We start from the raw sequence: 24597 nt of genomic DNA, 5'->3' as shown, positions 1-24597 counted from the left end.
CTTCAGAAACCAGTCCTGCAGGGCCCGCAGCTGGGCCAGGTCGTTCTTTCCGGTGCGGTCCACCAGCGCATATTGGTAGATCCAGCCGACCCCGGTGGCGTCGGGGCCGAGTGACGATTTGGCCGTGGCGGGTAGCCGCCCCTGCACCTGGTTCATGTACTCCAGCACGCGAGAACGTGCCCAGTACAGGTCCGTGCCGTCCTCGAACAGGATGTAGACAAACGAGTCGCCAAAGAACGAGAAGCCGCGTACCGTCTTGGCGCCCGGGACGGACAGCATGGTGGTGGCCAGGGGGTAGGTCACCTGGTTTTCCACGATCTGCGGCGCCTGGCCAGGATAGGAGGTGCGGATGATGACCTGGACATCCGACAAATCGGGAAGAGCGTCCACGGGGGTGCTGCGCACACCCCACACGCCCCAGGCCGTGAGCATTACGGTCGCCAGCAGAACCAGGAATCGGTTCGCCACCGACCAGCGGATCAGACGCGCAATCATGGCTTGACCCTTTCCACGGCGATGATCACGAAGTCTTTGCCTTGCTGCTGGAAGGTGAATTTGACCTGCTGCTCGGGTTTCAGGGCCTTGGCCAGCTCCGGGTTTGCCAGCTTGAATGGCATGGTCATGCCGGGCCACTTCAGTTCAGGCACGGCCTCATGGGTGAGGGTCAGCTCGGTCGGCGTGACCTCATCGACCACCCCCCGTACCGTAAAGCTCTTGGACGCTGGAGCCGCAGAGGCCGAGGAACCCTGTTCGCTGCTCGGCTGTGCGCTGCTGCCTTGAGGCTGTGCGGGCATGATGCCTCGCAGGCTGGCTTCCGAGTCGATCAGGAACTGTGCCGAGGCGACCACCTGTTGTCCTGCGGCCAGTCCGCCTTGAACGACGAGGCGGTCATCAATTTCCGCGCCAAGTTGCACCTGGACGGGGTGGTACTTCCCGGGGCCATCCACCACGTAGACCAGCGCCCGCTTGCCGGTGCGGATCACCGCTTCGCTGGGCACCAGCAGCGCTGGCTGTGTGCGTCCAGCCAGAACGATCTGCCCGGACATGCCCGCCTTCAGGCGCTGGGTGGGGTTGGGAAGCTCCAGGCGCACGCGCACCGTGCGGGTGTCCCGGTTGGCCTCTGGGAGGATGCTCACGACACGGGCTTTGAGGGTTTCGCCCGGAAACGCGGCCAGGCGCACCTGGGCGTCCTGCCCCAGTTGCAAGGGACCGCTTTGCGCTTCGGGAACGGCCGCTTCGATCCAGACGCTGGCCAGACCGTTTACGCGTACGAGACTGGCACCCGCAGAGACCGTCATGCCCTGGCGCACCATCAGTTCGGCCACCATCCCTGCTTGTGGGAAGGTCACCGTGTAGCGGCCCTGAGGTTCGCCCGTGCGCTCCACCTGGGCCACGAGCGAGGCAGGCATGCCCAGCAGTGACAACCGATGACGCGAAGCGGCCGTCAGCGACTCTTCCTTGAGCGCCCGGACAGCGAGGAACTCGCGCTGCGCAGCCACCCACTCAGGCAGCAGTAAATCGGCCAATGGCGCGCCTGCGGCCACCACGTCACCCGGGGCCCGGGCATAGACACGCTCCACAAATCCTGCAGAACGCGCCTGGACGATACTCACATCCCGGTCATTGAGCTGGACCGTGCCCAGCACGTCCACATCGGATCCAATGTCGCGCTGCTCCACCGTGGCGGTGCGCAGGCCGAGGGCTTGCACCGCTTGTGCCGAGACATTCAAACCGGTGCTTTGTTGTGCGTCCTCATCGGCGTACTTGGGAACCAGCGCCATGTCCATGTAGGGCGACTTGCCTGGCTTGTCGAACTTCTGCGTTGGCACCATGGGGTCGTACCAGTACAGCACCTTGCGGTCGGCCTTCGCCGCTTCTGCCGATGGAGGGGTAGCGCCAGATGGATGACTGCTCGCAATGCGCCATTGGGAGACGCCCCAACCGAGGGCAATGCCAGCAGCCACCAGTGCCACGGCCACAGTGGTCTTCTTGAAAACGGTATTGGTCATGTGGTTCTCCCTTCAGTCCGCGATCAGGCTGTTCAGACGGGCAATCACGGTGTCCCGCTGCGCCTGCAGATCAATGAGCCGCCAGTGCGTCTCCCGCACTTGGGCCCTGGCCGCCAGCACGGCGCTCAAGTCGCCTTTGGCAGACTGGTAATTGGCCAACGCGAGTTCGGCACGCCCCTGTGCCAAGCCCATGCCCGCCGATTGCAGCCGCTCGATCTGACTGTTCAGTGCCGCCAGCTCTGAGGCGCTGTCCTCCAGCTCCTGCAGGTGCCTGCGGGTCACGTCTTCCTGCTCGGCGTCCAGGCGCTGCAGCTCCAGCTGCTTGGCCTTGATCTGGGGTCCCTGGCGCCGCTCCTGTTGCCAGGGAAGGTCAAAGGTCACCTGGAAGGACACCATGTCGCCCCAGCGTCGGTCGCGGCGGCTGTAGGCGACTTCCCAGGACCAATCACCCTTGGTTTCTGCTTGGGCTTCGCGCGTTTCCGCCAAGGCCATGGCCTGCATGGCGGGGTACTGCGCAAGTTCCGCGTGGCGGTGTACCTCAGACCGCAGTTGATCCAAGGGGCGGCTCAGCGGCCCAGGAGTTCCCTGTAGCGCCTCGTCGGCGCGAGCGCCAACCCAGCGCCGCAACATCGCCCTGGCCTTGGATCGGTCCCGCTGCAGATCGTCCCTGCGATCCGACAGCGCAAGCGCCTCCTGCCTGGCCATCAGCAGGTCTGCGGCCTGGGCCGTGCCTCCGGCGATGCGGGCGGGCAGGCTGTCCTGCAGGCGCTGGTTCTCACTCAGTAGACCGGTGAGTACCTGGTCACGTTGCTCGATAGCCTGGGCCAGGATCCACGCTTGACTCAGTTCCTGGCGGATCTGCAGGCGCTGGACCGCCAGGGTGGCGCGTTCGCGTTCCACCTTGGCCTCGGCACCGGCGATCTGGGCATCGCGCTTGGCCCGGTTGGGCACCTCCTGCATCAGCGCCAGGCGCTGCATGGTCATGGACTCACGCGTGAGGCTGAAGCGGTCCATGCCGCTGATGGGAAAGTTCTCGATACCGACCGAGAGCTTGGGATCCGGCAGCGTTCCCGCCGCCTGCCGGGTGCTGGTGGCTGCGTCAATCTGCAGCCGCTGGGCCGTGATGCGAGGGCTGTGCTGCTCCGCCAGATCCAAGGCCTCTGCAAAGCCCAGGGCGTGGGCCTGGTTGCCAGCCAAGCCGATGCTGGTCAACAGGACCCCGAGAGCGCCCAGGCGCAGTTGGCGGAGGTTGCGCACCTGTATGCGCTGCGAGATGGGGTGAATGCGCTGGTGCGCAGACAGGCGCTCGCAGGGAGCGCCGAAGGAGATGATGGGCATGGTGGTCCTCGAAATGAAGGGGCACGAAGTCAGACTTGCGCAAACGCTGCAAGGCAGCGCGCAAGGCGTGCACGATCAATTCCGAAAGACCTGATGGGTTAGATAGATGGGGGGAGCGCCCGCTCGACTGTCCAGCTCCGCGTAGACAGCCCGAGGGTCAATGTGGCGCTCGGAGTCCAGGATCACAGGCAGCACATAGGCGACCCAGATGGCGTGCGCCGCGAGCGCCTGCAGATCGAGACCTTGGAGCGAGGGGGAGGACAAACTTTCGCCATCACAATGGGCTCGACACAGCTGAGGATCTTGCTCATCCATGGTACCCGCCATCGCGTGGCAATCGGGCATGGAGGGCATGCCGACGGCATCTTCCATGGCCATGCTCGCTTTTTGCATCGATGCCGCATGGGCTGCAGAGTCCAACTTGGGACAGGCATAGGCGGCCAACGCGAACTGCATCAGAAGCAATGCCGCGACCAGAACGCTGGCTATCCAGCGTCCTTGGCGCGATACGGTGCTTCTGGCGAAGATCATGGTGCGAATGGTATCCCCAGCGATGGCCACGGACTTAACCTAGATCAAATCCGGGCCTGCCGAGCCATCTCAGCCCTTGCGAAGTCGCAGGGCATTGGCGATCACGGACGCCGAACTCAGGCTCATTGCCAAGGCCGCGATCATTGGCGACAACAGCCAGCCGGTGAAGGGATACAGCAGCCCTGCAGCAATCGGTATGCCCAGCGCGTTGTAGAGGAAGGCGAACATGAGGTTCTGTTTCATGTTGCCCACCGTTGCCTCCGACAGTTCCCGCGCCGTGGAAATCCCTCGCAGATCGCCCTTGACCAAGGTGACCTGTGCGCTGTTCATCGCCACATCGGTGCCAGTACCCATCGCGATCCCCACGTCTGCCTTGGCAAGGGCGGGCGCGTCATTGATCCCGTCACCCGCCATGGCAACAACACGGCCTTCGGCCTGCAGCCGGGACACCAGGGCCAGCTTGTCCGCAGGCTTGACCTCGCCATGAACCTCATCAATCCCCAGCTTTGCCCCCACCGCCTTGGCGGTGGTCATGCCGTCGCCCGTGGCCATGACAATGCGCAGCCCCGCCGCATGCAAGGTCGCCAGCGCTTCCGGCGTGCTGGCCTTGATGGCATCCGAGACCGCAAGCAGGCCTTGAAGCTGGCCATCGGCCGCCAGGTACATCACGCTGGCGCCTGTGGCGCGCAAGGCCTCTGCCTGCGCAAGCAGCGGGTTCGCAGAAACCCCGACCTGCTCCATGAGGACTGTGTTGCCCAGGGCGAGCTGGCGTCCAGCGACCTGTCCGCGCACCCCGATGCCAGACCCGGACTCAAAGTCCTCGGGCTTGTCCAGGGCCAGCCCCTTGGCGCGGGCCGCTTGGACAATGGCATCGGCCAGCGGATGCTCGCTGCCTTGATCCAGACTGGCTGCCAGGCGCAGAACCTCATCCTCGGACAGACCGGGCATGGCAACAACCCGCTCGAAGGAAGGCTTGCCCTCTGTGAGCGTGCCAGTCTTGTCCACGATCAGCGTATCCACCTTGCGCAGGTTCTCGATGGCTGCTGCGTCCCTGAACAGAACCCCGCTGGTCGCCCCCCGGCCGGTAGCCACCATGATCGACATGGGTGTTGCCAATCCCAACGCACAAGGGCACGCGATGATCAACACCGCAACTGCATTGACCAGGCCGTAGACCCAGCGTGGCTCCGGACCGAACAGGCCCCACGCGAACAGTGTGAGCAACGCGATACCCACCACGGCCATCACGAAATAGCCCGCCACCTGGTCCGCCATGCGCTGCATGGGAGCCCGTGAGCGCTGTGCCTGCGCAACCATCTGAACGATCTGGGACAGCATGGTGGCGGAGCCCACCCGCTCGGACCGGATCACCAGTGCCCCGTTGGTATTGAGCGTGGCACCGATGACGGCATCGCCAGGCCCCTTGACGATGGGCACCGGCTCGCCAGTGAGCATGGCTTCGTCCACCGCGCTGCTCCCCTCGACCACCACGCCATCCACCGGCACCTTCTCACCGGGACGTACGCGCAAGAGGTCTCCCACATGGACATGGGACAAGGGAACATCACTCTCCTGACCGTTGGCGTCGATACGCCGTGCGGTCTTGGGGGCCAGGCCCAGCAGCGATTTGATGGCGGCTGAGGTCTGGGAGCGTGCTTTCAGCTCCAGCATCTGGCCCAGCAGCGTGAGCGAGATGATGACAGCTGCGGCTTCGAAGTACACCGCCACGCGGCCCATGGCCTGGAACGAGGCTGGAAATACCCCAGGCGCCACGGTGGCAACCACGCTGTAGACAAATGCGGCGCCCGTGCCCAGGCCGATCAAGGTCCACATGTTGGGACTGCGGTTCGCGATGGACTGGGCACCACGCACAAAGAAGGGCCAGCCAGCCCACAGCACGATGGGTACCGTCAGCACCAGCTCAATCCAGCTCTGGGTGGCCATTTCGAACCACTGCAGCCTGTGCCCCACCATGGCCAGAACAGTGACCACCACGGTCAGTGGCAACGTCCACCAGAAGCGATGCCGGAAATCCACGAGTTCGGCGTTTTCTCCCTCATCCAGCGTGGGGAGCATGGGCTCCAGCGTCATGCCGCATTTGGGGCAGTTCCCGGGGTGGTCCTGCTGCACCTCAGGGTGCATGGGGCAGGTGTAGATGGTGCCGGGCTGAGTGGCTTCTGGCTCTCGCGCAACCTTGTCGGTACCGGGAGGCGTGACAGCGTACTTGTCCGGGTCCTCAACAAACTTCGTTTGGCACTTGGCGCTACAGAAGTAGTAGTGCCGCCCCTCATGCTCCGCCGAGTGATGCGATTGTTCCGTCACGTCCATACCGCAGACTGGATCTTTCAGTTTCGTCATGGGCGGCGGTGTATCCCCGTGGACCCCCTCATGATGCTGATGGCCATGGTGGGTGTGATCGTGCGGTTCCGCGTTGGACATGAATGGCCTCCCTGCAAATGTGTTGTGTGCCTGCAAGATTACTTTTTGCTCGAATCGCCTTCGTGAGAGCCGTGCCCCCCGTGCCCATGGAAGAGGTGCATCAACGGGCAAGCCAGCAAGAGCAGATACGGCCAGTAGCCCGCGATGTGCGACCAATGCTCCCTGAGCAAGAAGAATGCCCCGATGAGCGCAAGCATGATCACCGCGCCGATCAATTTGCGGCTGCCTCCGCTGGCGTTGGCAGCTTCTGAATGCCCTGTGGTGTGGTCGTGGTTCATGGCGATCTCCAAGAAGTGGTCATCGAGATGGTGATGGACCTTGGGGGAACAATAAGGTTTGACATGGTGGTAATGTCAAGCATGGGCTTCGTCAACCCTTGACTTGCATCACATGAATGGCGGTATGTCTACGCCTTCAACTTCGGCCGCAGCGATGTCTTCCTCGCCGCCTTCCATGGATCCGACGGGTGTCGCACCGCCACGCCGGGATGTATCAACGTGCGCGGGTCGATGGATTGCCGGAAGAAGCTGCAGATCGCGCAGTGTCATCCTTGGCAGAGTCACCCGTGAGCATGCGGCCAGCGGCGTCCACCTTGACCATGCCCAGCCTCGGATGACTCCAGTAGCGCGTCCTTCCTTCTTCAGCCTGCGCTTTGACTGGCAGCACTTGATCTCGCACGTCAACGCCAGTAGGCGTCGCGAAAGAGGCTGCGGAAGCCAGGGACAGAGCAACTGCAAAGACAGACGCAAATAGATTGTTGGACATGATTTTGGCCCTCTCATAGGTCATTGAAACGTCAGCCTGGCTGACGACCTCACGTCACGCACCTGAAGGAATCCGTGCGTGTCGTGTTGAGGGGAAGTCTCGATCTTGGTCAATCACCGGAAGATGATGGGTGGATGACATTTTTGTAATGCAAAGAACCACCGCCGTGAGAGCACTCCGGGTTGCTCCGAGAGCGATGCTGCCTTGTGCTCGGATGCGCATGCATTGCCAGTTGCTGTCAAAAGCGTAGTCGGAGGGTCACCTCACCGTGGGGGTGCGATTTCTAGACTTCTCTCCGTGGTGCAGAAATCGCCACCTGGATGAACCATATCGGGCATCCGGCGCCACAGGAGACCATCATGAAAGTTCGCACCGCAATCCTCGTCGCCAGCCTTGCTGCATCCGCTACAGCGTCGTTTGCGACATCCGTTTATCACGCAAGCCCTAGCCAGGAAGAAGGCGTCAGCCTGGCCGCAGACCATTTGGGCAATGCGGTCAGCCGCCAAGCGGTTGAAAGCACCGTGCTGGCCGCTCAGAAGGACGGTTCGCTGTACTGGATCAGCCGTGGCTACCCTGCCACTTATCCACTCGTTCCGGGCCCCAAACTGACCAAGACCCGCCAGCAAGTCCTCGATGAGTTGCAGTCAGCCAAGCGCAACCCCGTCGGTCGTGACGGTGTACGGGATATGGGCGGCGAAGCTGGCTGGGTCGATGCCCGCCAACTGCCCTGAACCCTCTCAACGATCACCGGCAACCGCGTGCCCTCCCAAACCGGCCTGCGGTTGCACCTGAACCATTGCCATCTACCCAAAAAGGAAACACCATCATGAAACTGAAGTCCACCCTCATCGTCCTTTCCCTCATCGCAGCCCCCGCTTTTGCGTCGGACCAAGCGGTCAGCAAGACGCGCGAACAAGTGCTGGCTGAATTGGCGCAGGCTCAGCAAAACGGCGAGATGCTTGCTGCAGGCGACTCGGGGATGACTCTCAAGCAAATCAACCCCGGAGCCTATCGCTCGACTACTTCGACTCAGGCTAGCAAATCCCGCGAGCAAGTGCGGGAAGAATTGGAGCAGGCTATCCGTACGGGTGACATCATGGTGGCCGGTGAATTCGGAGTCAAACGCAATGAGTTGATGTCTGGTCGCTATCCGATCGTGGCAGGCAAGTCGTTGAAGACGCGGGAACAAGTCAAGAGTGAGTTGGCACGCGCCATCCGCGAAGGAGAAATCATCGCTGTGGGCGAAGACGGCCGCAAGCTCAATGAAATCTATCCTGACCGCTACCACGCAGCGCACCATGCAGCTGTGGCCGCCACCTCGGACGAATCCACCAAGGCCCCTCGGTTCTAAACAGGTTCTCCGGGCGGTCGGCTGCTGATCTGGAGGGGTCTTTCGAAACAGGCCCATCTCCAGTTGGCTCGCCATGCACGTCTGCGGTGCCAGCAGCAAGTGCGTGCGACATCTGCTTTTGCATTGCTCCGACCTCCGAGCATCAGACCTGCATGTTCATCACATCGGTGTAGGCCTGAACAATGCGGTTGCGGCTCTGAAGCGTGGCCTGAAACGCGATGTTCGACTTGACTCCAGCGAGCATCGTTTCTTCAAGACTGACCGTGGGATTGCCGAATGTGACCTCGCGGCTTAGGCGACCAGACTCACTCTGCAACTGGCTTGTGGTTGAAAGCGCCTGCTTCATCGCGTCCAGAAAACCGCCTCCCTGGATGCTCGGTGCTTTGGGCACAGAGTTTCCCAGCGAACTGACAGGCAATAGTGCATCCAATGGCTTTGTCGTGACGTTCATGCCGAGGCTTTCTGGGGCGAAGAGTTTGCGAAGTTCTGCCTCGAAATCTGTACCGAGGCAACGCCCAATCGTAGAGATTGGAGTTCGATCTGTAGCTTTCGCAACGCAAGGCGCCACCCGTCAATCCCGCCGTTCGGGATAACAGAAACTTCATCTTGCCGACATCGCCGTGGGTCGCCGCATCCCTGGGGCCCAAAGAGCCGAGCGCAGCGAAGCGCGCCGCACGAAATAGCCGTGGCTCACAGCCGCTGCGAAATCTCCAGCAACGGCTTGATGCTGGACCCAAAGCGGCTCATGGAGGCATGGTTCTGCTCCAGCTGGCTGTAAGGCAAGTACCGGATTCCCAGCTCCGACACCCTGGAGAAGGCAGGCCTTTGAAGTTGCTCAGCGACCTTGTCTCTGCGATTGTCTGGAGCCACCAGAAACAGGGCGCAGTTGCCTGCAACCGGCGTGCCCAGGGCCAGATCGAGCATGCGTACGATGCCCGAATAGATGGACGTGGTGTGTTCGACTTCGAATGCGGCGGCGAATTGCGAGGTCTGGGGATCAACCCATACAACATCGATCAGTCGCACGGACTCCAGTCCTCGGTCCAGGCTGGCGGGCAACTGCGCCATGCATCCATCTCCCAGCAACCCCCCGCCATAGGCGCGGCCCCGGTCGTTGGACGCGATCCAGACCTCAAATCCGAGCGCCTTGCCCAGGTCGCGCAGCGAGGCCTGGACACCCGTGTGGGTCGCATCACTCTCGGTCGCTTGGGACAGTTCCCGTTGCAATGCGGTGGATTCCTGGCGCACACGTTCAAGGTCTTCTTGCCAGAGAGCTGTCGCCGCTGCATCCATTGCTTGTGGCGGCGCTGCATATCGGCCACTGCCAATGTCAAACATGAGTCCTGCAATCGCGCCCAGATCATTCGACAGTTTCAGCCGGTACTGCGCGTTCAGGCGCAGCAAGCCCTCCCGCATGGAGAGATAGTGCTCCCAGCGCCCGAGCTTCACGCGCCCCCCGGTCACCGCGTTGAACCCGTTGACGATGGCCGTGTTGAAGGGAGAGACCAGCGTTGGGTGGATGAAATACAGCAAGTTGGCGACTGCTGGGCCCAAGCCTTTGATGCCAATTGCATCAATGCGCTGTATGGCGGCCACCACGTCTTCTGCGCAGTCGCAGTGATCGCAAGTGTGAAGAAGATCTGCGAAGGCGAGCTGGTTGCTCGCATTCTCGTAGATATCCGGAATCCGCAGCTTGGGTTTCCAGAGGAAAGCGTGGTCCGCACCCTTGAAGATCTGGCGCTGCTCCGCCACGGACCCGACGATTGTCTCCAGCGAGGAGCCTCGGTAGGCGTTGCCAAACGTTCCGGCCCGGATGTCCTCCACCACTTGCGCAATGCCTCGGCGAATGGAGCGGAAGTTCTTGATCCGCTGATCCCACAAGAACCAGGTGTTGTAGGTGCTGCTCGGGTCTGCCTTCCAGCAGTCTATGAGAGTTTCCAAAGGGTCATGCATCTGTCGTGAGGTGCTTGCCAATGCTCTGTGCACTGGGGAAATACATGGAAAAACAAGTCCTGCCATCCGCCGAACTCACAGAAATCCGTCCCCGGTGTGCGTGAACAATCGCCTGGGTAATGGACAAGCCCAACCCCGCTCCGTCCGAGTCCAGCTGCTTGCGCGACTTGTCCGCCCTAAAGAAGCGGTCGAACAGGCGGGGGATCATCTGCGCCTCGATGGAAGGTCCAGTGTTGACGACGTCCACGGTGGTTCCGTGCAGGCCCCCCTGGATGTCCACGACCACCAGCTCGCCTGGTGGGGTGTAGCGAATGGCGTTGGACAGGAGATTGCTGAGCGCCCGGCGCAACATCAACCGGTCGCCTGTGATCTCCGCCGTCCCGATCAATTGCAGTCGGACTTGTTTCTCTTCTGCCAAGGCCTCGTAGAAGTCAAACAAAGCCTGAGCTTCATCATGGACCGCGATTCTTTCCGTGCTGGGAAGAATGAGACCGTGGTCAGCCTTGGCCAGGAACAACATGTCAGCCACCATGCGGGCCAGGCGCTGGTACTCCTCGGCGTTGGAGGCCAGTATGTCCTGGTACTCCTCAGAGGAGCGAGCCTGGCTGAGTGTGACCTGCGTCTGTGTCATCAGATTGTTGATCGGCGTACGCAGCTCGTGAGCCAGGTCCGAAGAAAACTCGGACAGGCGGTCGAACTCCTCCTTCAAGCGCCGGAGCATCTCGTTGAGGGTGGTCGCCAGGTCGGCCATCTCCACCGGAAACTCCTGGGTTGGCATCCGCTCGTCCAGTCGCTGTGCCGTGATGGCCATGGCGCGGGACCGCATGGCGCGAAGGGGGGCCAAGCCATTCTTTGCGGCCCACCAGCCCAGGATCCCAGCCACCAGCGTTGCCAATGCCACGTAGCTCACAAGTACCCAAATCAATTCGTACATGAAGTGCTTGTGGTGAGCAATGTCCACGGCCACCCAGACCTGCAGCGGCGGCTCTGCGGAATCAGGCAGCGTCACGGCTTCGGACATTCCCCGGTACTCACGGTCCTTGATTCGCCACGAGGCGACCCCCAAGCGGGAATGCTGGGTCCGCACGCTCAAGTCCGCAGGAAACTCAAAGTCTTCCGTCGAGTACAGCGATTGACCATTGCGAAGCACGGTGACGAAGAGGCCCTCATGGCTGTGCAAAACGTCATCCAGCCGCGTCTTCAGATCCTGCGGCGACTTCGATTTGCCGATGACCTCACGCGTCAGGTGAACCTTGTCACGCAGTGCATCGCGGTCAAGCTCCACGAAATGCCGGTCAATGGAAATCGCCACGAGAGTTCCCAGTCCAATTAGCACCAGCCCGGAAGCCAAAGTAAAAAAGACCGTCAGCCGTGTCGTGAGCGAGTACCGGGCTTTCACGCACGCTCCTGCGGCGCTTCAAGCACATACCCCATGCCTCGCACCGTCTGGATCAGCTTGGCGTCATAGGCATCGTCAATCTTGGCCCGAAGCCTGCGCATCGCCACCTCGATCACGTTGGAATCGCTGTCGAAATTCATATCCCACACCTGCGACGCGATCAGAGAGCGCGGCAGAACTTCCCCTTGGCGGCGCATCAGCAGCTCCAGGAGTCCGAACTCCTTGGCCGTGAGGTCGATGCGTTGGCCAGATCTGCTGACTCGCCGCCGCAAGAGGTCTAGTTCTAGATCGGCCACCTGGAGGACCGTCACCTCGGTGCCATTGCGACCACGCCTGAGGATGGTGCGCGCTCGCGCCAATAGCTCGGCAAAGGAAAACGGTTTGACCAGGTAGTCGTCCGCCCCCAGTTCCAACCCTTTGATCCGGTCTTGTACCTGGTCCTTGGCCGTGAGAAACAGTACGGGCATCTCCAGGCCCCGGCGACGCAGATGGGTGAGCACCTGCCAGCCGTCCATCCCGGGAAGCATCACATCCAGGATCACCAGGTCGTAGTCACCTTCCTGGGCCAGATGCAGGCCATCGACTCCATTGTGGACCAGATCGGCATTGAACCCCGCCTCACGCAAGCCTTGGCGCAGATATTCGCCGGTTTTGATTTCATCCTCGACGATCAATATCTTCACGGGATCTCCCTGTCTGCGAATGGCGGCAAGTGTGCCCTCAGATCGCTGGCTTTCTTCCAGATGACAAAGATGTAATGAAGCCGTTATGTCTGCGGAAGCCGTGGGCTCACACAATGCGTTGCATCAAGAACGCATGGTGAACCTATGAAAAATTCCTGGCTTTCACGACCTATCTCAAGGCACTGGCTGACCGCAGCGCTGGTGGCGCCGTCCATGGCATTTGCACAAATGCCGGAGGCAGACACTGCCAAGGTGGACTATCAGCTTTCGTACCGCTCAGCCCTCTCGGGGTTCGATGCCTACAAAGAGCAATCCGTCCAGCCCTGGAAAGCGGCCAATGACAAGGTGGGCGAGATCGGAGGCTGGCGCACCTATGCCAAGGAAATTCGCCAGACGGCACCCACAACCGGTCAGGACCAACCCGCGCAGGGCCATGACGCACACCACGGGGGCAAACAATGAACCGCCCCTTGCACACGCCCCGCGCCAAACTCGTGATCGCCGTGGCCGCAGTGGCGGTCTTGTCTGGTTGCGCCAGCGTGAATCTGGAGCAGAACCTCACCAGCGCCAATACAGCCGCAAGCGGTTTCACGGACGGCCAGCTTACCTTGGCCCGGGACCAGAGCGAGCGGGACGCCTTGCGCCAGCGCGCTTCGGATCTGCTGGCCAAGCCGCTCAGTCAGAAGGATGCCGTTCAACTCGCACTCGTCAATAGCCCATCCCTGCAGGCCATCGTGGCTCAAAACTGGGCGGACGCTTCCACGGCAGCCCAGTCCGGCCGCATCGCCAACCCCATCCTGAGCCTGGAGCGCGTTCGCCTGGGCAGCGAGACGGAGATCGGCCGCCTCCTGTCCTTCGGGCTGCTGGACCTGCTGACCTTGCCGACGCGCAAAGGCATCGCCGAGCAGCGCATCAAGCAGACCCAGTTGCGCCTGAGCAGCGAGGTAGTGGACCAAGTCACGCAGGTACGTCAGGCATGGGTACGCGCCGTTGCCGCGCAACAAACGCTGGCCTACACCCAACAGGTCGTCGCCAGCGCCCAAGCCAGTGCCGAACTGGCCAAGCGCATGCAGGCGGTGGGCAATTTCAACAAGCTTGACCGTGCACGCCAGCAAGCGTTCTATGCCGACACAGCGACCCAGCTGGCCAGTGCCCAGCACCAAGTCACGGCAGCCCGTGAGGAACTGGTCCGGCTGCTGGGTCTGGACGACAGCCAAGCCCAACAGCTCAAGTTGCCTGAGCGCCTGCCCACACTGCCCAAGGAGCCGCTGTCTGCATCGGACGCGGGCCGCCAGGCGTCCAAGGGGCGGCTGGATCTGCAGATCGCGAAGGCTGACTACGACGCAGCTGCACGCGCGCAAGGCTGGAACAGGATCACGACCTTCACAGACATCGAGTTGGGCGTGCGGCGCGACTCTGTCTTTGATGCCGCCGAGAACACCCACTCCACGCGGCGCGGCTTCGAGATCAGCCTGCAGCTGCCGATCTTCGACTGGGGTGGAATGCGGCGCGACGCCATGAATGCGCAGACCCTGGCTGCGGCCAACCGCCTGGAAGCAACCGCACGCGCGGCGGGTTCGAACCTTAGGGAGAGCTACTCCGCGTACCGCACTGCATATGACATCGCGCGTCACCACCGCGACGAGGTGATTCCCCTGCGAAAAACCATCTCCGAAGAAAACCAGCTTCGCTACAACGGGATGCTGATCAGCGTTTTCGAGTTGCTTGCCGACTCCCGCGACCAGGTGAACTCGGTGATGGCGGCCCTGAACGCCGAACAGCAGTTCTGGCTGGCGGACGCCGCCCTTCAGGCCTCTCTCATCGGCAAGCCCACCAGCGCTGGCGTCTCGGGCGGTGGCGCAGCCGCTGCCGAAGCCGGTGCAGGCCACTGATCCCCTCAAGGAAACCAACATGAATTCAAGAAGAGATTTTTTCCGGTTTGCTGGCATTGCCGGAGGGGCCGTGGCCGCAGCGAGTGTGAGCCGCGTGGCAATGGCCGCACTGCCAGAACCCGTGTACCAGACAAGCGCAGACACCATGGCGCCGCTGGTGCCCAACTCCGGGCGCCCCTACAACCCGGTGGTCACGCTCAACGGCTGGACGCTGCCCTGGCGCATGAACCAGGGGGTCAAGGAGTTCCACCTGGTGGCAGAACCCGTTGTGCGCGAAATGGCCCCTGGCTTCAAGGCCCACCTGTGGGGATACAACGGCCAGAGTCCTGGTCCCACCATTGAAGTGGTGGAAGGCGACCGCGTTCGCATTTTTGTGACCAACAAGCTGCCCGAGCACACCAGCATCCACTGGCATGGACAGCGTTTGCCCAATGGCATGGACGGTGTGGCGGGATTGAACCAGCCCGCAATCCAGTCGGGCAAGACCTTCGTCTACGAATTCGTGGCGCGCCGTCCAGGTACCTTCATGTACCACCCGCACGCCGATGAGATGACCCAGATGGCCATGGGCATGATGGGCTTTTGGATCACGCATCCAAAGACCAAGCATCCGCTGATTGATGAAGTGAATCGAGACTTTTGCTTCCTGCTCAGTGCCTACGACATTGAGCCCGGGGCCGCTACGCCGAAGGTCGCGGAAATGCTGAATTTCAATTTATGGACTTGGAACAGCCGCATCTTTCCTGGCATCGACTCCTTGAACGTCCGGCTCAATGACAAGGTGCGTATTCGCATCGGCAATCTCACCATGACCAACCACCCCATGCACTTGCACGGTCACGAGTTTTTGGTGACGGGCACGGATGGTGGTCCTACACCCAAGAGCACCCGTCTCTATGAAGTGACCACCGACGTGGCCGTGGGCCAGATGCGCCAGATCGAGTTCCTCGCGGACGAAGAAGGTGACTGGGCATTCCACTGCCACAAGAGCCACCACACCATGAACGCGATGGGTCACGACATTCCCACCATGATTGGCGTAGACCACCGGGGCGTGGCCAAGAAGATCAACAACCTGATCCCCGACTACATGGTCATGGGCGAACGGGGCATGGCGGACATGACCGAGATGGAGATGCCCATCCCGGACAACACCATTCCCATGATGACCGGGGAAGGCCCGTTCGGGTCGGTCGAAATGGGCGGGATGTTCAGCGTCGTCAAAGTACGCCGCGACCAGAAACCGGGCGACTACAAAAATCCGGGTTGGTACAAGAACCCAGAGGGCACGGTGGCGTACGAGTACACCGGCCCGATGGCGGAGCCTGCCCGCTTCAAGGCCGAGGGCGGCCAATCCATGCCCCGCAAAGAGAAGTCCAGTTCGGACACTGTCGTCAAGGTCAAAAAGCCGTCTTCGCACAGCGGCCACTGATCGCCTCCTTTCCTCATCCACAACCCAAGGTAACTATGAAACGCACTCTTTCCCTGATCGCCGCCTCCGCCCTGGTGGCCCTGTCCTTCAACAGCTTTGCGGGCGGTACCCACAGCGGCGGTCACGGCCATGGAAGCGAGGAGTCAGCCATCGGCGAACCAGGCAAAGCCTCCAAAGTCAGTCGCACAATCAACGTGGACATGGCTGACACCATGCGCTTCACGCCCGCCGCGATCTCCGTCAAGCAGGGCGAAACGGTCAAGTTCGTGATCAAGAACAGTGGCCAGGTCAAGCATGAGTTCAGCCTGGGCACCGATGCCGAACTCAAGGAGCACTACGAGACGATGAAGAAGTTCCCGGACATGGAGCATGACGAGCCCAGCAAGGTGTCGCTGGCCCCCGGCAAGCAAGGCGAAATCATCTGGCAGTTCACCAAGGCTGGCGAAGTGAAGTTCGCCTGCCTGTACCCAGGCCACTACGACGCAGGCATGAAGGGCCAGGTCACGGTGGTCAAGAAGTAATCGGGGAATCCCTGCACGCAATTGAACAAGGAGCTCGTATGAAAAACGCAAACACTTTATTGATCGGCGCTATGTTGTCGCTGGTCACTCTCATGCCGCTGTCGGCCGTGGCGCAGGCCGCTGGAGACGCCGGAAAAGCCGCATCCACGACCGCAGCCTCCATGACCGATGGAGAGGTGCGCAAGATCGACAAGGACGCCGGCAAGATCACCATCAAGCATGGCGACATCAAGCACTTGGAGATGCCGGGGATGACCATGGTGTTTGCTGCCAAGGACAAGGCCCTGCTCGACAAGACGCAGGTCGGCGACAAGATCCGTTTCATGGTGATCAACGAGGGCGGAAAGATGGTCGTCACCGCCATCGAGCCTGCCAAGTAAGCACAAGGAGTGCCTCGCCGCGCCCTCAAGAAAGGGGGCGCTCTTCTGTTCGCACGTCAACCTACCAAGGAAAAATCATGAAAACTCTCCTTATCGCCCTGGCCATGACCGCCGCATCGTCCGCATTCGCTGCTGGCGACACCCAAGAGGCCACGCCCTACACCAACTCCAAGGCGCAAGCGCATGGCGAGGAACACAAAAAAGGCCCGTCCTGCGACCGGTGTGAAGCGGACCAAGGATGGCAGTACGGCGCGGGGTGAAGGCTCTGGCATCGCCGACACCAGCAAGGCCGAAGCCCGTGGTCAGGAAAAGGCCAATGCGCGTGAAGCCATGCCGCACAAGGAAGCCACTCCGGGCTCCACGCCCAAGTAGTTCCGAGACAGAGAGGTGGCAAAAAAGTAGCAACCGCCCAAAGACCTCAGGCCGACCATCGCTGCGTCAAGGCGATGGTCGGCGGCTCCAAGGCGGTGTCAATGCCCGCCGCGATGAACGTGTGCCGGAGCAGATCTTTTGAGGTACGGACGCGTAGTCAAGAGGGCGGGTAGCCCGCCTCGGTGAGCGCTTCCGCAAGCGTCAGGCGGTCTTCAGCACTCTGCACCGTAACCAAGCGCTTGGACATGTCCACCTGCACCTTGCAGCCAGGATCCACCATCTGCAGTGTCTGGTTCACCATCCCTGCGCAGTGCCCGCAGGTCATGTCGGGAAGCTGAAATTCATGCATTTACTTCTCGTGGCAAAGAGTTGAGAGGAGTGCAGTCTCGGACTTGCCACAGTGGCAAGGTCAACCACTTTTTCCTCCATGGCACAGACACGCCTCGCCATGGGCGGCCGCGACAAGCTCATTAAGAATTCCACAGCTCTGATGCGCATGCTCTCCACTGCATGCTGAGCGCAGCTGCAGCAGTTGCTTTTCCAACGCCATCATGCTGATGAGACGAGCGCGCAGCCGACTTAGCTGGTCGTCAATCAGATTGTTGACGTCTGCGCACGCCTCCTGGGGCGCATCTAGCGCACCCAACAGGCTCCTCACATCTGCCAGTGGGATGTCGAGTGCCCTACAGTGCCGTACAAAGGACAGCCGCTCCAGGTGAGCGGGAGCATAGTTGCGATAGCCGTTGGCCAGCCGCGCGGGCTGGGGCAACAAGCCTTCCTTTTCGTAAAAACGGATCGTTTCGGCGTCAACGCCTGTTGCGGCGGCCAGTTCCTTGATCTGCATGTTGAGAGCTGGATATTGGAGGTCTTGACACTGTAGCTACTCCAAGGTTTCCAATCGAGGCATCAAGGAGAGAAATTTATGAAATCCTGCTGCGACGAAGCACAAAAACCAACCTCCCAGGACCCATGCTGCGCTCCAGCCGCTCCCGTCTCTACTCAGCTTGATTCCTGTTGCGCCAGCCCGGTTGCGGCCTCTCCAGATACTTGCTGTACCCCACATTCGCTAGCAACCGCAGCGCCTTCGTTTGCAAATGGGCGTGGCCCCCAGGGAGCCATGTTCCGCATCGAGGCCATGGACTGCGCAGCCGAAGAAAGTGAGATCCGCCGCGCGCTGGAGTCAATTGCCGGGGTGCGCGGCCTGGGGTTTCAGCTCGGCGCACGCACGCTGACCATTGACGCCCCTGATGCTGTGATTCCTCAAGCCTTGGCGGCCATTCGCAAGGCAGGGTTCGACCCGCAGCCCGTGGCAACCGCTGCCGCAACGGGCGAAGCCCCTGGGCGGGCCTCCACCACCGACGAACTCGGGCGTATGGGGTTGGCGCTGGGCCTGGCCGTCTGCGCCGAAGCCGTGGCCTTCTTCTCTCCAGACACGCTGGCCTTCAAGGGCATTGGCATGGCCCTGGCGGCGGCGGCCATCTGGCTGGCGGGCTTTTCCACCTACCGCAAGGGGTTTGCCGCCTTGCTGCAGGGACGGCTGAACATCAATGCGCTGATGACGGTGGCCGTGACCGGCGCGTTTCTCATTGGCCAATGGCCAGAAGCCGCCATGGTGATGGCCCTCTATGCCATTGCTGAATTGATCGAAGGCCGCGCGGTAGACCGTGCACGCAATGCTATCAAGAGCCTGTTGGATCTCACGCCCGAGACGGCCGAAGTACGCCAGCCTGACGGCAGCTGGAAATCGGTGGCCGCTGCACAGGTTCCCGTCAACGCCATCGTCCGGGTCAGGCCGGGCGAGCGCATGCCGCTGGACGGCACGGTGGCCGTTGGGACCAGCGCAGTCAACCAGGCGCCGGTCACGGGAGAGAGCATTCCGGTGGACAAGGTTCCTGGAGATCCCGTGTTTGCTGGCACCATCAACGAAACAGGCACCCTGGAGGTGATGGTCACGGCAGAGGCCAGCAACACCACCTTGGCCCGCATCATTCACTCGGTGGAACAGGCGCAGGGCTCACGCGCCCCCACACAGCAGTTCGTGGACCGGTTTGCTGCCATTTACACCCCGGCTGTGTTCATCATGGCCGTTCTTGTGGCGACGCTCACTCCGGTCTTCATGGGCCTGACGTGGGTGGATGCCGTCTACAAGGCTCTGGTACTGCTGGTCATCGCCTGCCCCTGTGCGCTGGTGATCGCAACGCCGGTGACGGTGGTCAGTGGTCTGGCTTCTGCGGCCCGGCGTGGCATCCTCATCAAGGGCGGGGTTTACCTGGAAGACGCGCACAAACTCAAGGCCATTGCGCTCGACAAGACCGGCACGATCACGGAAGGAAAACCCAAACTGGTGGCCCAGCACGTGCTGGCCAGAACGTATCCCGAAACCCAGATTCTGGGCTGGGCGGCGGACCTGGCCGGTCACTCTGACCACCCCGTGTCCAAGGCCATCGCGCAAGGACTGTCTGCTGGCCAGGGCATCGTGGCAGGCTTCACGGCCCTTGCCGGACGTGGTGTAGAAGCCCAGCTTGAAGGCCAACCCCTGATTCTGGGGAATCACCGGCTCATCGAGGAACGGGGTCTTTGCAGCCCCGCCATTGAGGCGCTGCTACAGGCACAGGAATCGCAGGGCCGCACGGTGACCCTTCTGGCCAGTCAATCGGAGGTTCTTGCCATCTTTGCGGTGGCCGACACCATCAAGGACAGCTCACGGGAGGCCATCGCCCAGCTACACGCGCTGGGAATCGCCTCGGTCATGCTGACCGGAGACAACCAAGCCACGGCAGAGACCATCGCCAAACAGGCGGGCATCGACCAGGCGCATGGAAACCTGCTGCCAGAAGACAAGCTGTCGGCCATTGAGCAGATGCAGGCCCAGTACGGTGCCACGGCGATGACGGGGGATGGCATCAATGACGCACCTGCGCTGGCACGCGCCGACATCGGCCTTGCCATGGGTGCAGCAGGAACCGACACGGCCATGGAGGCTGCGGACATCGTCATCATGAATGACGATCTGCGCCGCATCCCCGAAGTCATCCAGCTCTCCAGGCGCACGCGGGGCATCCTTCTTCAGAACATCGTGCTGGCGCTGGGTATCAAGACGGTGTTCTTGGTGCTTGCGGTCTTTGGGAACGCGTCGATGTGGATGGCGGTTTTTGCGGACATGGGGGCCAGCCTCCTGGTGGTTGGCAATGGGCTGAGGCTGCTGCGCGGCACGCGCGCTCACGCGGTCCGCGCTGTTGGTTAGATCTAGCGGGTTCAGTGAACGTGATGATGGTGCACGTCAGGAGCATGGGGATGGGCGTGGGTCACAGGCTCATGGGTGTGCTTGTGGCTGTGGCTGCCAGTTGGCATTACTACGTGCACATGTGCATGGTGCCCATCGTCGTGCCGGTGAGCATGCTCATGCTCCAGCACTTCGTGCGTGTGCTCGTGTCCATGGCTTTCCGCCAGATGGAGCATTACTCCCGCCAACATGAACACTCCACCCAAGAGCATAAACCACCCCGCAGAGCGTTCCCCGAAACCGAAGGCCACGGCAGCACCAATGAAGGGCGCGAAGGCGAACACCGAGCCCGTCCGCGCCGCACCAAATGCCCGCTGGGCCAGGAGGTAACAGCGCAGACTCAGGCCGTAACCAGTGGCTCCAACGGCGAGAAGTCCCAGTGCTGCGGACAGGGAAGGCAAAGGCTCCCCAGTCGAAACAGCCAATGCAGCCGTCGCTGCGGCCCCCAGGGTGGCCTTGGCCATCACCACCTGGCTGGGGTCGCGCTCAGCCAGCCCACGGGACAAGGTGTTGTCCACCCCCCAGGCGACCGTGGCCAGCAGCACGGCAAGCAGCCCCAGCAACTGCACGCCTCCTTGCAGGCCTTGGTCCAGAACGAGCGCCATTCCTCCTGCGAGCAGCAACAGCATGGCGGCCCACACGCGGCGGTCCATGGTTTCGCTGTACAGCCACCATGCCAGCGTGGCGGTGAACAGCGCTTCCAGAGTGAGCATGAGCGACGCGCTGGCTCCGCTCGTGTGCTGCAGGCCCCAGGCCAGGGCCACCGGCCCCAGCGCGGCGCCAAAGCCAGCCATCGCCAGAAGGCGCGGAATGTCGGACCTCTGCACTCGCGCTTCATGCGCAGCAGTCCGCAGCGACAGTGCCCCGATCAGGGCCGCTCCTAAGTACAGCAGCGCTGCGGTCGTGAAGGCCCCGAGCCCTGCGCCCAGCCTCTGTACCGCGGGCGTGCTGATGCCGAAGAGTACCGCCGCCAGCAGGGCGAGAAAGCCACCGCGCAAGGCGGGAAGATGCAAAGGGTCACGCTTCATAGGTGAGGGATTTGAGCACGACATCGGAGTCTGGTAATCCCCAGAACTGGACAAGGCAAGGGGTTCAAAGACGGAAATAGCTGACTCGACGAGAAGTGGAAGGTCTGCTTTCGAAGAAAGCGGCCAACGACATTGTCAGACTGAGCGACGGCAACCAGCCTCAAGCTGACCACCCAGTAGAGGTTCAAACGCTGTGTTCCGCCGCTACAAGGGGCAAGTTTGTGTGGAAGCAAAAGCATGGTGCGCCAGCTGCGTCATTGGGGTGGTTTGGGGTTGATTCCAGAGATTTCCCAATCCAACCTGTTGATTCGCAGGCTGTTACGGAACGCCATTGGGGAATGTGTCGACTGATTGGGAACTAGTGTGCTTGCGCCGGAACGGTGCTACGGCTGCTCTTTTGTGCCAACTCATGCAGGGCGGGGCAACCAACCAATGTGCCGTACCTGAACACAAAGATTCACCACTACGCTGCGGTGGCGCATTCTGCGGGGGCACCAGGACTATGACGACATCCGTCACTGGTTTTCACAAGGTTTGACGTAGACAGGCTGTGCCAGCTCAGCTGAATTGGCAGTACTAAAGGCTGCGCAGCTTTTCAATCAGCGCCTCGGCATTAGCTGCGGTCATACCCGTCTTGCCGTCAACGAGGAACAAGAATCGATTGAACGGACGGTACAGCCATGAACGGTCGTCAATAGCCAACCACGGAAACACAACTCTCTCATTGGCGCGTAGCCATGCGTTGCATTCAGCTTCCCGTTCAAAGGCCTGCAGCGACTCTGGAACGTTCTCCAATTGGCTGAATTTTGCTGTTACGCCGACGATGCGATGTATAAGGTCGGGTGAGAACCGTGCGCGCAGATCGTCGAGTGGAACTTGAAAACGCCAGGTGCTAGTGATCACAACTTCCCACTCGGGAGTCCGGCGCAGCACTTGTTCGAAGACTGGTAGGCAGCAGAAATGTCGAGACTCGTGGCAGTGTTCCGGATGCAAGACGCCGTCAAAGTCCAGAAAGATTGTTCTCATTTGGAACGGCCTTTAGCACGAGATCAGTTTCGAGCACACCAACATAAGTGCATATGCGAAGTTGCGTAACCTCAATAGGTGTTGCTTCTTGTGACGCGATGGACATCTTGCACGCTCATTCGCCATCGATGATTTTTTCTATTGACCTCAGTGCGACGCCGTGAAGCAACATCTGCTGCTCATAAACCACTCGTGCCTCGAAAAGTCTGTCAAGAGAAAAAGCCGTCCATGGAAATCGGCCCAGCTGACTCACTCTCTCCAGTTCCTCCGTAGTTCCATCAAGTTCAAAGTCTGCGCGAAACAGAAGGTTCGTTAGTGCCAGTAGGTAGCTCAGTTCGGGTGCAAAGATACGGCATGGGGGTTGTGAGATCTCAACTAGTCTGACCCGTGCGTGCAAAAGCAACGTTGCTGTCGCTAGAGCTAACGCCCAAGCCTGCATTCGGTCAGCCCTCAGAAAAGCCTCATCGGTCGCGATCGTCAACAGTGTTTTGTGAACATGTTGAGAGGTGAAGTCTGGTATCTCAATCACTGAATGAAACTGAGGTCGAGGTGAACGCTTCATTGCAGTGTCGAAGATCGAAGGACTGAATCGCTCCGAAATTCTTCTCAAATCTAACAGTTCTTGCTCGCTCATCTCTGGCAAGAGCAGGGCCAAATCGGAAGAAAACTGAGCGTAGACCGTTCCAGTCCTCGGATTCCACTGCTCATGCAAAACGTCAGCCATCCGCTCCAGCGCCACAGATGCCAGAGCTACGGTTTCGCGTGCATTTGGAGCATTGGTGAGACCCACTAGGTCAAGCGCATCTAGATGGAGGTGCCAAAGGCTCATGGGTACATACTTTGCAGCCCGCTCAGCTAAGACCCATTCTGGGGACTTGCTTTTCGTCGGGCTCATGAGTGCGGGCACGAAACCGCCCGCGAGCATCTCTGAATAAAAATCCGCTCCAGATCGGTTTACCAAGGAGTGGCGCTCAAGTTCTGTTGTGCATCGGTCCAGATGAGCTGTCGCGTCTCTTCTCGAGCGAGGCGCTCGGGGAGAGAACCAACTTTTCCAGGTTCTGGCGTCGAGAAACCGGGGACCGGATTGAGGCCCCATTGCTTCCATCACCAGCTCGGTTTGGGGATCCCCCGGGACGTTTGCGTTCCCCAACAGCATGGCCTTGAAATGACTTGCGCCGACTCGAGCCCGAACTCTCGGCAATGAATCGAGATAGCTGGAGGTCCGATTCATAAATGGGAAAGATGTGGCTTGGGGCGATAAAGAGCAGAGCATTGACCCAGCATTCACGCAAAGTCAAGAAGCAATTCGGGGTGACGGAAGTCGGCTGCAATTGCGCATCGACTGCAAGAGGCGAAGCGGATAACGTCTAGCCTAGATTTTTCATTGTCTATTGCGTGTTCGGCACTGAGCTTTTACCTTCGACCATGAGTGTTGCGTATGTCGCACCGCGAAGCTTTGGGTCGTTTCTTGCCGAGCTTCGGCGTCAGCGGGGCTTCAGCCAAAAGACGCTGGCGCGTCGTGCAGGAATTGCTGCATCCACACTCAGTGAAATCGAGAATCGACGCCGCATTCCACCGCCACAGAGGGCGGTTATTGCACTAGGCCTAGCGCTCAAGGCAACGCCTGAGGAGCAAAAAAGACTGATTAGCCTTGCCGACGAAGCACGCGCGGGCATTGGCCTGCGCGTCGGTCCAAAGATTCCGCCGCATGTAGCGCAGTTGCTGCGTGATTTGGCTGTTCTTAGCAACCGGCTATCCCCCGCCGAAGCTCGGCTTCTGCATCTCCGCGCGAAGGAGCTTTCCATGAAATAAGAAACGGCGAAGCCCCTTTCGAAGCCCCGCCGCCCAGGTTGCTCAGACAGTACTGTCTTCGCGAGTCGCGTTGCAAGACTATCAGATCTGAAAGCCAGGGGGAAGCTATTCGTCTCTAGCAATCGAAACCCCTATTCAGATCATGAACTTCCGGAAGTTTGCGCGTTCTCGTGTTCTTAAGTCGGCTCAGCAATTGCCTGATTTGAGAGGCCGCAATCCAGGTAAAGCTACCTGCTCATACTCCTGCTTGAAACATGCGCTCGCTTGCCTATCAGGACCGGTTGCGACAAATAGTTTGAGCACCTCTGGCCATCTCAGCTTGCGTTGATATGGCGACCGTGATGACAGAGGTCCGCTTGGCGCAGCTACGTCGCGACCAGTGT

The 24597-nt window shown here is 60.8% G+C and carries 25 protein-coding genes; 10 read left to right on the top strand and 15 right to left on the bottom strand.

The window, feature by feature from the left end; all coding sequences use genetic code 11:
* From AvAM_RS22250 to AvAM_RS22225, 6 genes are all read right to left on the bottom strand, one after another.
* Positions 1–495, bottom strand: a 495-nt coding sequence (locus AvAM_RS22250) for an efflux RND transporter permease subunit (protein WP_137748241.1), incomplete at its 3' end; no start/stop codon positions are given.
* Positions 492–2009, bottom strand: coding sequence for an efflux RND transporter periplasmic adaptor subunit (locus AvAM_RS22245; protein ID WP_137749103.1), 1518 nt, complete (start codon positions 2007–2009; stop codon positions 492–494). The genes AvAM_RS22245 and AvAM_RS22250, both read right to left, overlap by 4 nt.
* A gap of 12 nt (positions 2010–2021) precedes the next feature.
* Complete coding sequence (locus tag AvAM_RS22240) at positions 2022–3347, bottom strand: TolC family protein (protein WP_108625375.1); 1326 nt, start codon at positions 3345–3347, stop codon at positions 2022–2024.
* A 75-nt stretch (positions 3348–3422) separates the two neighbouring features.
* The gene (locus tag AvAM_RS22235) at positions 3423–3878 is read right to left on the bottom strand and encodes a hypothetical protein (protein WP_060987635.1); all 456 of its coding nucleotides are present in this window, start codon (positions 3876–3878) and stop codon (positions 3423–3425) included.
* Positions 3879–3947: 69 nt separating this feature from the next.
* Positions 3948–6236 carry a heavy metal translocating P-type ATPase gene (locus AvAM_RS22230; protein ID WP_137749102.1) on the bottom strand — a complete coding sequence of 763 codons (2289 nt, stop codon included), beginning with the start codon at positions 6234–6236 and terminating at the stop codon, positions 3948–3950.
* 119 nt (positions 6237–6355) lie between these two features.
* The gene (locus AvAM_RS22225) at positions 6356–6595 is read right to left on the bottom strand and encodes a DUF2933 domain-containing protein (protein ID WP_015012930.1); all 240 of its coding nucleotides are present in this window, start codon (positions 6593–6595) and stop codon (positions 6356–6358) included.
* A gap of 846 nt (positions 6596–7441) precedes the next feature.
* Here AvAM_RS22225 and AvAM_RS22220 point away from each other — a divergent pair.
* Both AvAM_RS22220 and AvAM_RS22215 read left to right on the top strand, forming a co-directional pair.
* Positions 7442–7813 carry a hypothetical protein gene (locus AvAM_RS22220; RefSeq protein WP_100409585.1) on the top strand — a complete coding sequence of 124 codons (372 nt, stop codon included), beginning with the start codon at positions 7442–7444 and terminating at the stop codon, positions 7811–7813.
* 95 nt (positions 7814–7908) lie between these two features.
* The gene (locus AvAM_RS22215) at positions 7909–8433 is read left to right on the top strand and encodes a DUF4148 domain-containing protein (protein ID WP_100409584.1); all 525 of its coding nucleotides are present in this window, start codon (positions 7909–7911) and stop codon (positions 8431–8433) included.
* A 142-nt stretch (positions 8434–8575) separates the two neighbouring features.
* Here AvAM_RS22215 and fliE read toward each other — a convergent pair whose 3' ends face one another.
* The 4 genes from fliE to AvAM_RS22195 form a co-directional block, all read right to left on the bottom strand.
* Positions 8576–8884, bottom strand: a complete 309-nt coding sequence (fliE, locus tag AvAM_RS22210; protein ID WP_015012923.1) for a flagellar hook-basal body complex protein FliE — start codon at positions 8882–8884, stop codon at positions 8576–8578.
* A 239-nt stretch (positions 8885–9123) separates the two neighbouring features.
* Entirely contained in the window at positions 9124–10386 is a 1263-nt protein-coding gene (locus AvAM_RS22205; RefSeq protein ID WP_108625379.1) for a type II restriction endonuclease, read from the bottom strand.
* Positions 10379–11785 carry a heavy metal sensor histidine kinase gene (locus tag AvAM_RS22200; RefSeq protein ID WP_056419624.1) on the bottom strand — a complete coding sequence of 469 codons (1407 nt, stop codon included), beginning with the start codon at positions 11783–11785 and terminating at the stop codon, positions 10379–10381. Before AvAM_RS22200 ends, AvAM_RS22205 begins: the two co-directional genes overlap by 8 nt.
* Positions 11782–12468: a heavy metal response regulator transcription factor gene (locus tag AvAM_RS22195; RefSeq protein ID WP_137749101.1), complete on the bottom strand. Its 687-nt coding sequence runs from the start codon at positions 12466–12468 to the stop codon at positions 11782–11784. Before AvAM_RS22195 ends, AvAM_RS22200 begins: the two co-directional genes overlap by 4 nt.
* 213 nt (positions 12469–12681) lie before the next feature.
* Between AvAM_RS22195 and AvAM_RS22190 the strand changes: the two genes are divergently transcribed.
* From AvAM_RS22190 to AvAM_RS22165, 6 genes are all read left to right on the top strand, one after another.
* Positions 12682–12930, top strand: a complete 249-nt coding sequence (locus AvAM_RS22190; RefSeq protein WP_249368310.1) for a hypothetical protein — start codon at positions 12682–12684, stop codon at positions 12928–12930.
* Positions 12927–14360: a TolC family protein gene (locus tag AvAM_RS22185; RefSeq protein WP_108625380.1), complete on the top strand. Its 1434-nt coding sequence runs from the start codon at positions 12927–12929 to the stop codon at positions 14358–14360. The genes AvAM_RS22190 and AvAM_RS22185 overlap by 4 nt, the downstream gene beginning before the upstream one ends.
* A 19-nt stretch (positions 14361–14379) precedes the next feature.
* Positions 14380–15792, top strand: a complete 1413-nt coding sequence (locus AvAM_RS22180) for a multicopper oxidase family protein (RefSeq protein WP_015012917.1) — start codon at positions 14380–14382, stop codon at positions 15790–15792.
* A gap of 35 nt (positions 15793–15827) precedes the next feature.
* On the top strand, positions 15828–16313 hold the full coding sequence (locus AvAM_RS22175; protein ID WP_056419630.1) for a plastocyanin/azurin family copper-binding protein: 486 nt from the start codon (positions 15828–15830) through the stop codon (positions 16311–16313).
* Positions 16314–16351: 38 nt separating this feature from the next.
* Positions 16352–16693 carry a copper-binding protein gene (locus tag AvAM_RS22170; RefSeq protein ID WP_108625381.1) on the top strand — a complete coding sequence of 114 codons (342 nt, stop codon included), beginning with the start codon at positions 16352–16354 and terminating at the stop codon, positions 16691–16693.
* Positions 16694–16770: 77 nt separating this feature from the next.
* Entirely contained in the window at positions 16771–16953 is a 183-nt protein-coding gene (locus tag AvAM_RS22165; protein ID WP_137749099.1) for a hypothetical protein, read from the top strand.
* Positions 16954–17222: 269 nt separating this feature from the next.
* Here the strand turns inward: AvAM_RS22165 and AvAM_RS22160 are convergent, their stop codons facing one another.
* A complete protein-coding gene (locus AvAM_RS22160; protein WP_056637557.1) occupies positions 17223–17414 on the bottom strand; it encodes a heavy-metal-associated domain-containing protein in 192 nt (63 codons plus the stop codon).
* Between the two features lie 60 nt (positions 17415–17474).
* Positions 17475–17909, bottom strand: a complete 435-nt coding sequence (locus AvAM_RS22155; RefSeq protein WP_056637555.1) for a Cd(II)/Pb(II)-responsive transcriptional regulator — start codon at positions 17907–17909, stop codon at positions 17475–17477.
* Between the two features lie 78 nt (positions 17910–17987).
* Between AvAM_RS22155 and AvAM_RS22150 the strand changes: the two genes are divergently transcribed.
* On the top strand, positions 17988–20309 hold the full coding sequence (locus tag AvAM_RS22150; protein ID WP_249368308.1) for a cation-translocating P-type ATPase: 2322 nt from the start codon (positions 17988–17990) through the stop codon (positions 20307–20309).
* 11 nt (positions 20310–20320) lie between these two features.
* On the opposite strand, the gene AvAM_RS22145 is transcribed toward AvAM_RS22150, so the two are convergent.
* From AvAM_RS22145 to AvAM_RS22135, 3 genes are all read right to left on the bottom strand, one after another.
* The gene (locus AvAM_RS22145; protein ID WP_137749097.1) at positions 20321–21376 is read right to left on the bottom strand and encodes a DMT family transporter; all 1056 of its coding nucleotides are present in this window, start codon (positions 21374–21376) and stop codon (positions 20321–20323) included.
* Between the two features lie 576 nt (positions 21377–21952).
* A complete protein-coding gene (locus AvAM_RS22140; protein WP_137749096.1) occupies positions 21953–22402 on the bottom strand; it encodes an HAD domain-containing protein in 450 nt (149 codons plus the stop codon).
* Positions 22403–22517: 115 nt separating this feature from the next.
* Positions 22518–23231 (bottom strand): hypothetical protein, encoded by a 714-nt coding sequence (locus AvAM_RS22135; RefSeq protein WP_137749095.1) that lies wholly within the window; start codon positions 23229–23231, stop codon positions 22518–22520.
* A 566-nt stretch (positions 23232–23797) separates the two neighbouring features.
* On the opposite strand from AvAM_RS22135, the gene AvAM_RS22130 reads away from it, so the two are divergent.
* Entirely contained in the window at positions 23798–24214 is a 417-nt protein-coding gene (locus AvAM_RS22130; RefSeq protein ID WP_212742294.1) for a helix-turn-helix domain-containing protein, read from the top strand.
* The last annotated feature ends 383 nt before the right edge of the window (positions 24215–24597 follow it).

It is taken from the genome of Acidovorax sp. NB1 (genome assembly GCF_005405905.1).
In the GTDB taxonomy this organism is placed as follows: domain Bacteria; phylum Pseudomonadota; class Gammaproteobacteria; order Burkholderiales; family Burkholderiaceae_C; genus Acidovorax.
Note: the sequence above shows the minus strand (reverse complement) of the source record. Positions and strands in the feature narration are given on the sequence as shown.

Excerpts from the sequence above, each read along its gene's own strand:
- AvAM_RS22245 (WP_137749103.1), bottom strand. The coding sequence starts at position 2,009 with ATGACCAATACCGTTTTCAAGAAGACCACTGTGGCCGTGGCACTGGTG.
- AvAM_RS22240 (WP_108625375.1), bottom strand. The coding sequence starts at position 3,347 with ATGCCCATCATCTCCTTCGGCGCTCCCTGCGAGCGCCTGTCTGCGCAC.
- AvAM_RS22235 (WP_060987635.1), bottom strand. The coding sequence starts at position 3,878 with ATGATCTTCGCCAGAAGCACCGTATCGCGCCAAGGACGCTGGATAGCC.
- AvAM_RS22230 (WP_137749102.1), bottom strand. The coding sequence starts at position 6,236 with ATGACGAAACTGAAAGATCCAGTCTGCGGTATGGACGTGACGGAACAA.
- AvAM_RS22225 (WP_015012930.1), bottom strand. The coding sequence starts at position 6,595 with ATGAACCACGACCACACCACAGGGCATTCAGAAGCTGCCAACGCCAGC.
- AvAM_RS22220 (WP_100409585.1), top strand. The coding sequence starts at position 7,442 with ATGAAAGTTCGCACCGCAATCCTCGTCGCCAGCCTTGCTGCATCCGCT.
- AvAM_RS22215 (WP_100409584.1), top strand. The coding sequence starts at position 7,909 with ATGAAACTGAAGTCCACCCTCATCGTCCTTTCCCTCATCGCAGCCCCC.
- fliE (WP_015012923.1), bottom strand. The coding sequence starts at position 8,884 with ATGAACGTCACGACAAAGCCATTGGATGCACTATTGCCTGTCAGTTCG.
- AvAM_RS22205 (WP_108625379.1), bottom strand. The coding sequence starts at position 10,386 with ATGCATGACCCTTTGGAAACTCTCATAGACTGCTGGAAGGCAGACCCG.
- AvAM_RS22190 (WP_249368310.1), top strand. The coding sequence starts at position 12,682 with ATGGCATTTGCACAAATGCCGGAGGCAGACACTGCCAAGGTGGACTAT.
- AvAM_RS22185 (WP_108625380.1), top strand. The coding sequence starts at position 12,927 with ATGAACCGCCCCTTGCACACGCCCCGCGCCAAACTCGTGATCGCCGTG.
- AvAM_RS22180 (WP_015012917.1), top strand. The coding sequence starts at position 14,380 with ATGAATTCAAGAAGAGATTTTTTCCGGTTTGCTGGCATTGCCGGAGGG.
- AvAM_RS22175 (WP_056419630.1), top strand. The coding sequence starts at position 15,828 with ATGAAACGCACTCTTTCCCTGATCGCCGCCTCCGCCCTGGTGGCCCTG.
- AvAM_RS22170 (WP_108625381.1), top strand. The coding sequence starts at position 16,352 with ATGAAAAACGCAAACACTTTATTGATCGGCGCTATGTTGTCGCTGGTC.
- AvAM_RS22165 (WP_137749099.1), top strand. The coding sequence starts at position 16,771 with ATGAAAACTCTCCTTATCGCCCTGGCCATGACCGCCGCATCGTCCGCA.
- AvAM_RS22160 (WP_056637557.1), bottom strand. The coding sequence starts at position 17,414 with ATGCATGAATTTCAGCTTCCCGACATGACCTGCGGGCACTGCGCAGGG.
- AvAM_RS22155 (WP_056637555.1), bottom strand. The coding sequence starts at position 17,909 with ATGCAGATCAAGGAACTGGCCGCCGCAACAGGCGTTGACGCCGAAACG.
- AvAM_RS22150 (WP_249368308.1), top strand. The coding sequence starts at position 17,988 with ATGAAATCCTGCTGCGACGAAGCACAAAAACCAACCTCCCAGGACCCA.
- AvAM_RS22145 (WP_137749097.1), bottom strand. The coding sequence starts at position 21,376 with ATGAAGCGTGACCCTTTGCATCTTCCCGCCTTGCGCGGTGGCTTTCTC.
- AvAM_RS22140 (WP_137749096.1), bottom strand. The coding sequence starts at position 22,402 with ATGAGAACAATCTTTCTGGACTTTGACGGCGTCTTGCATCCGGAACAC.
- AvAM_RS22135 (WP_137749095.1), bottom strand. The coding sequence starts at position 23,231 with ATGAGCCTTTGGCACCTCCATCTAGATGCGCTTGACCTAGTGGGTCTC.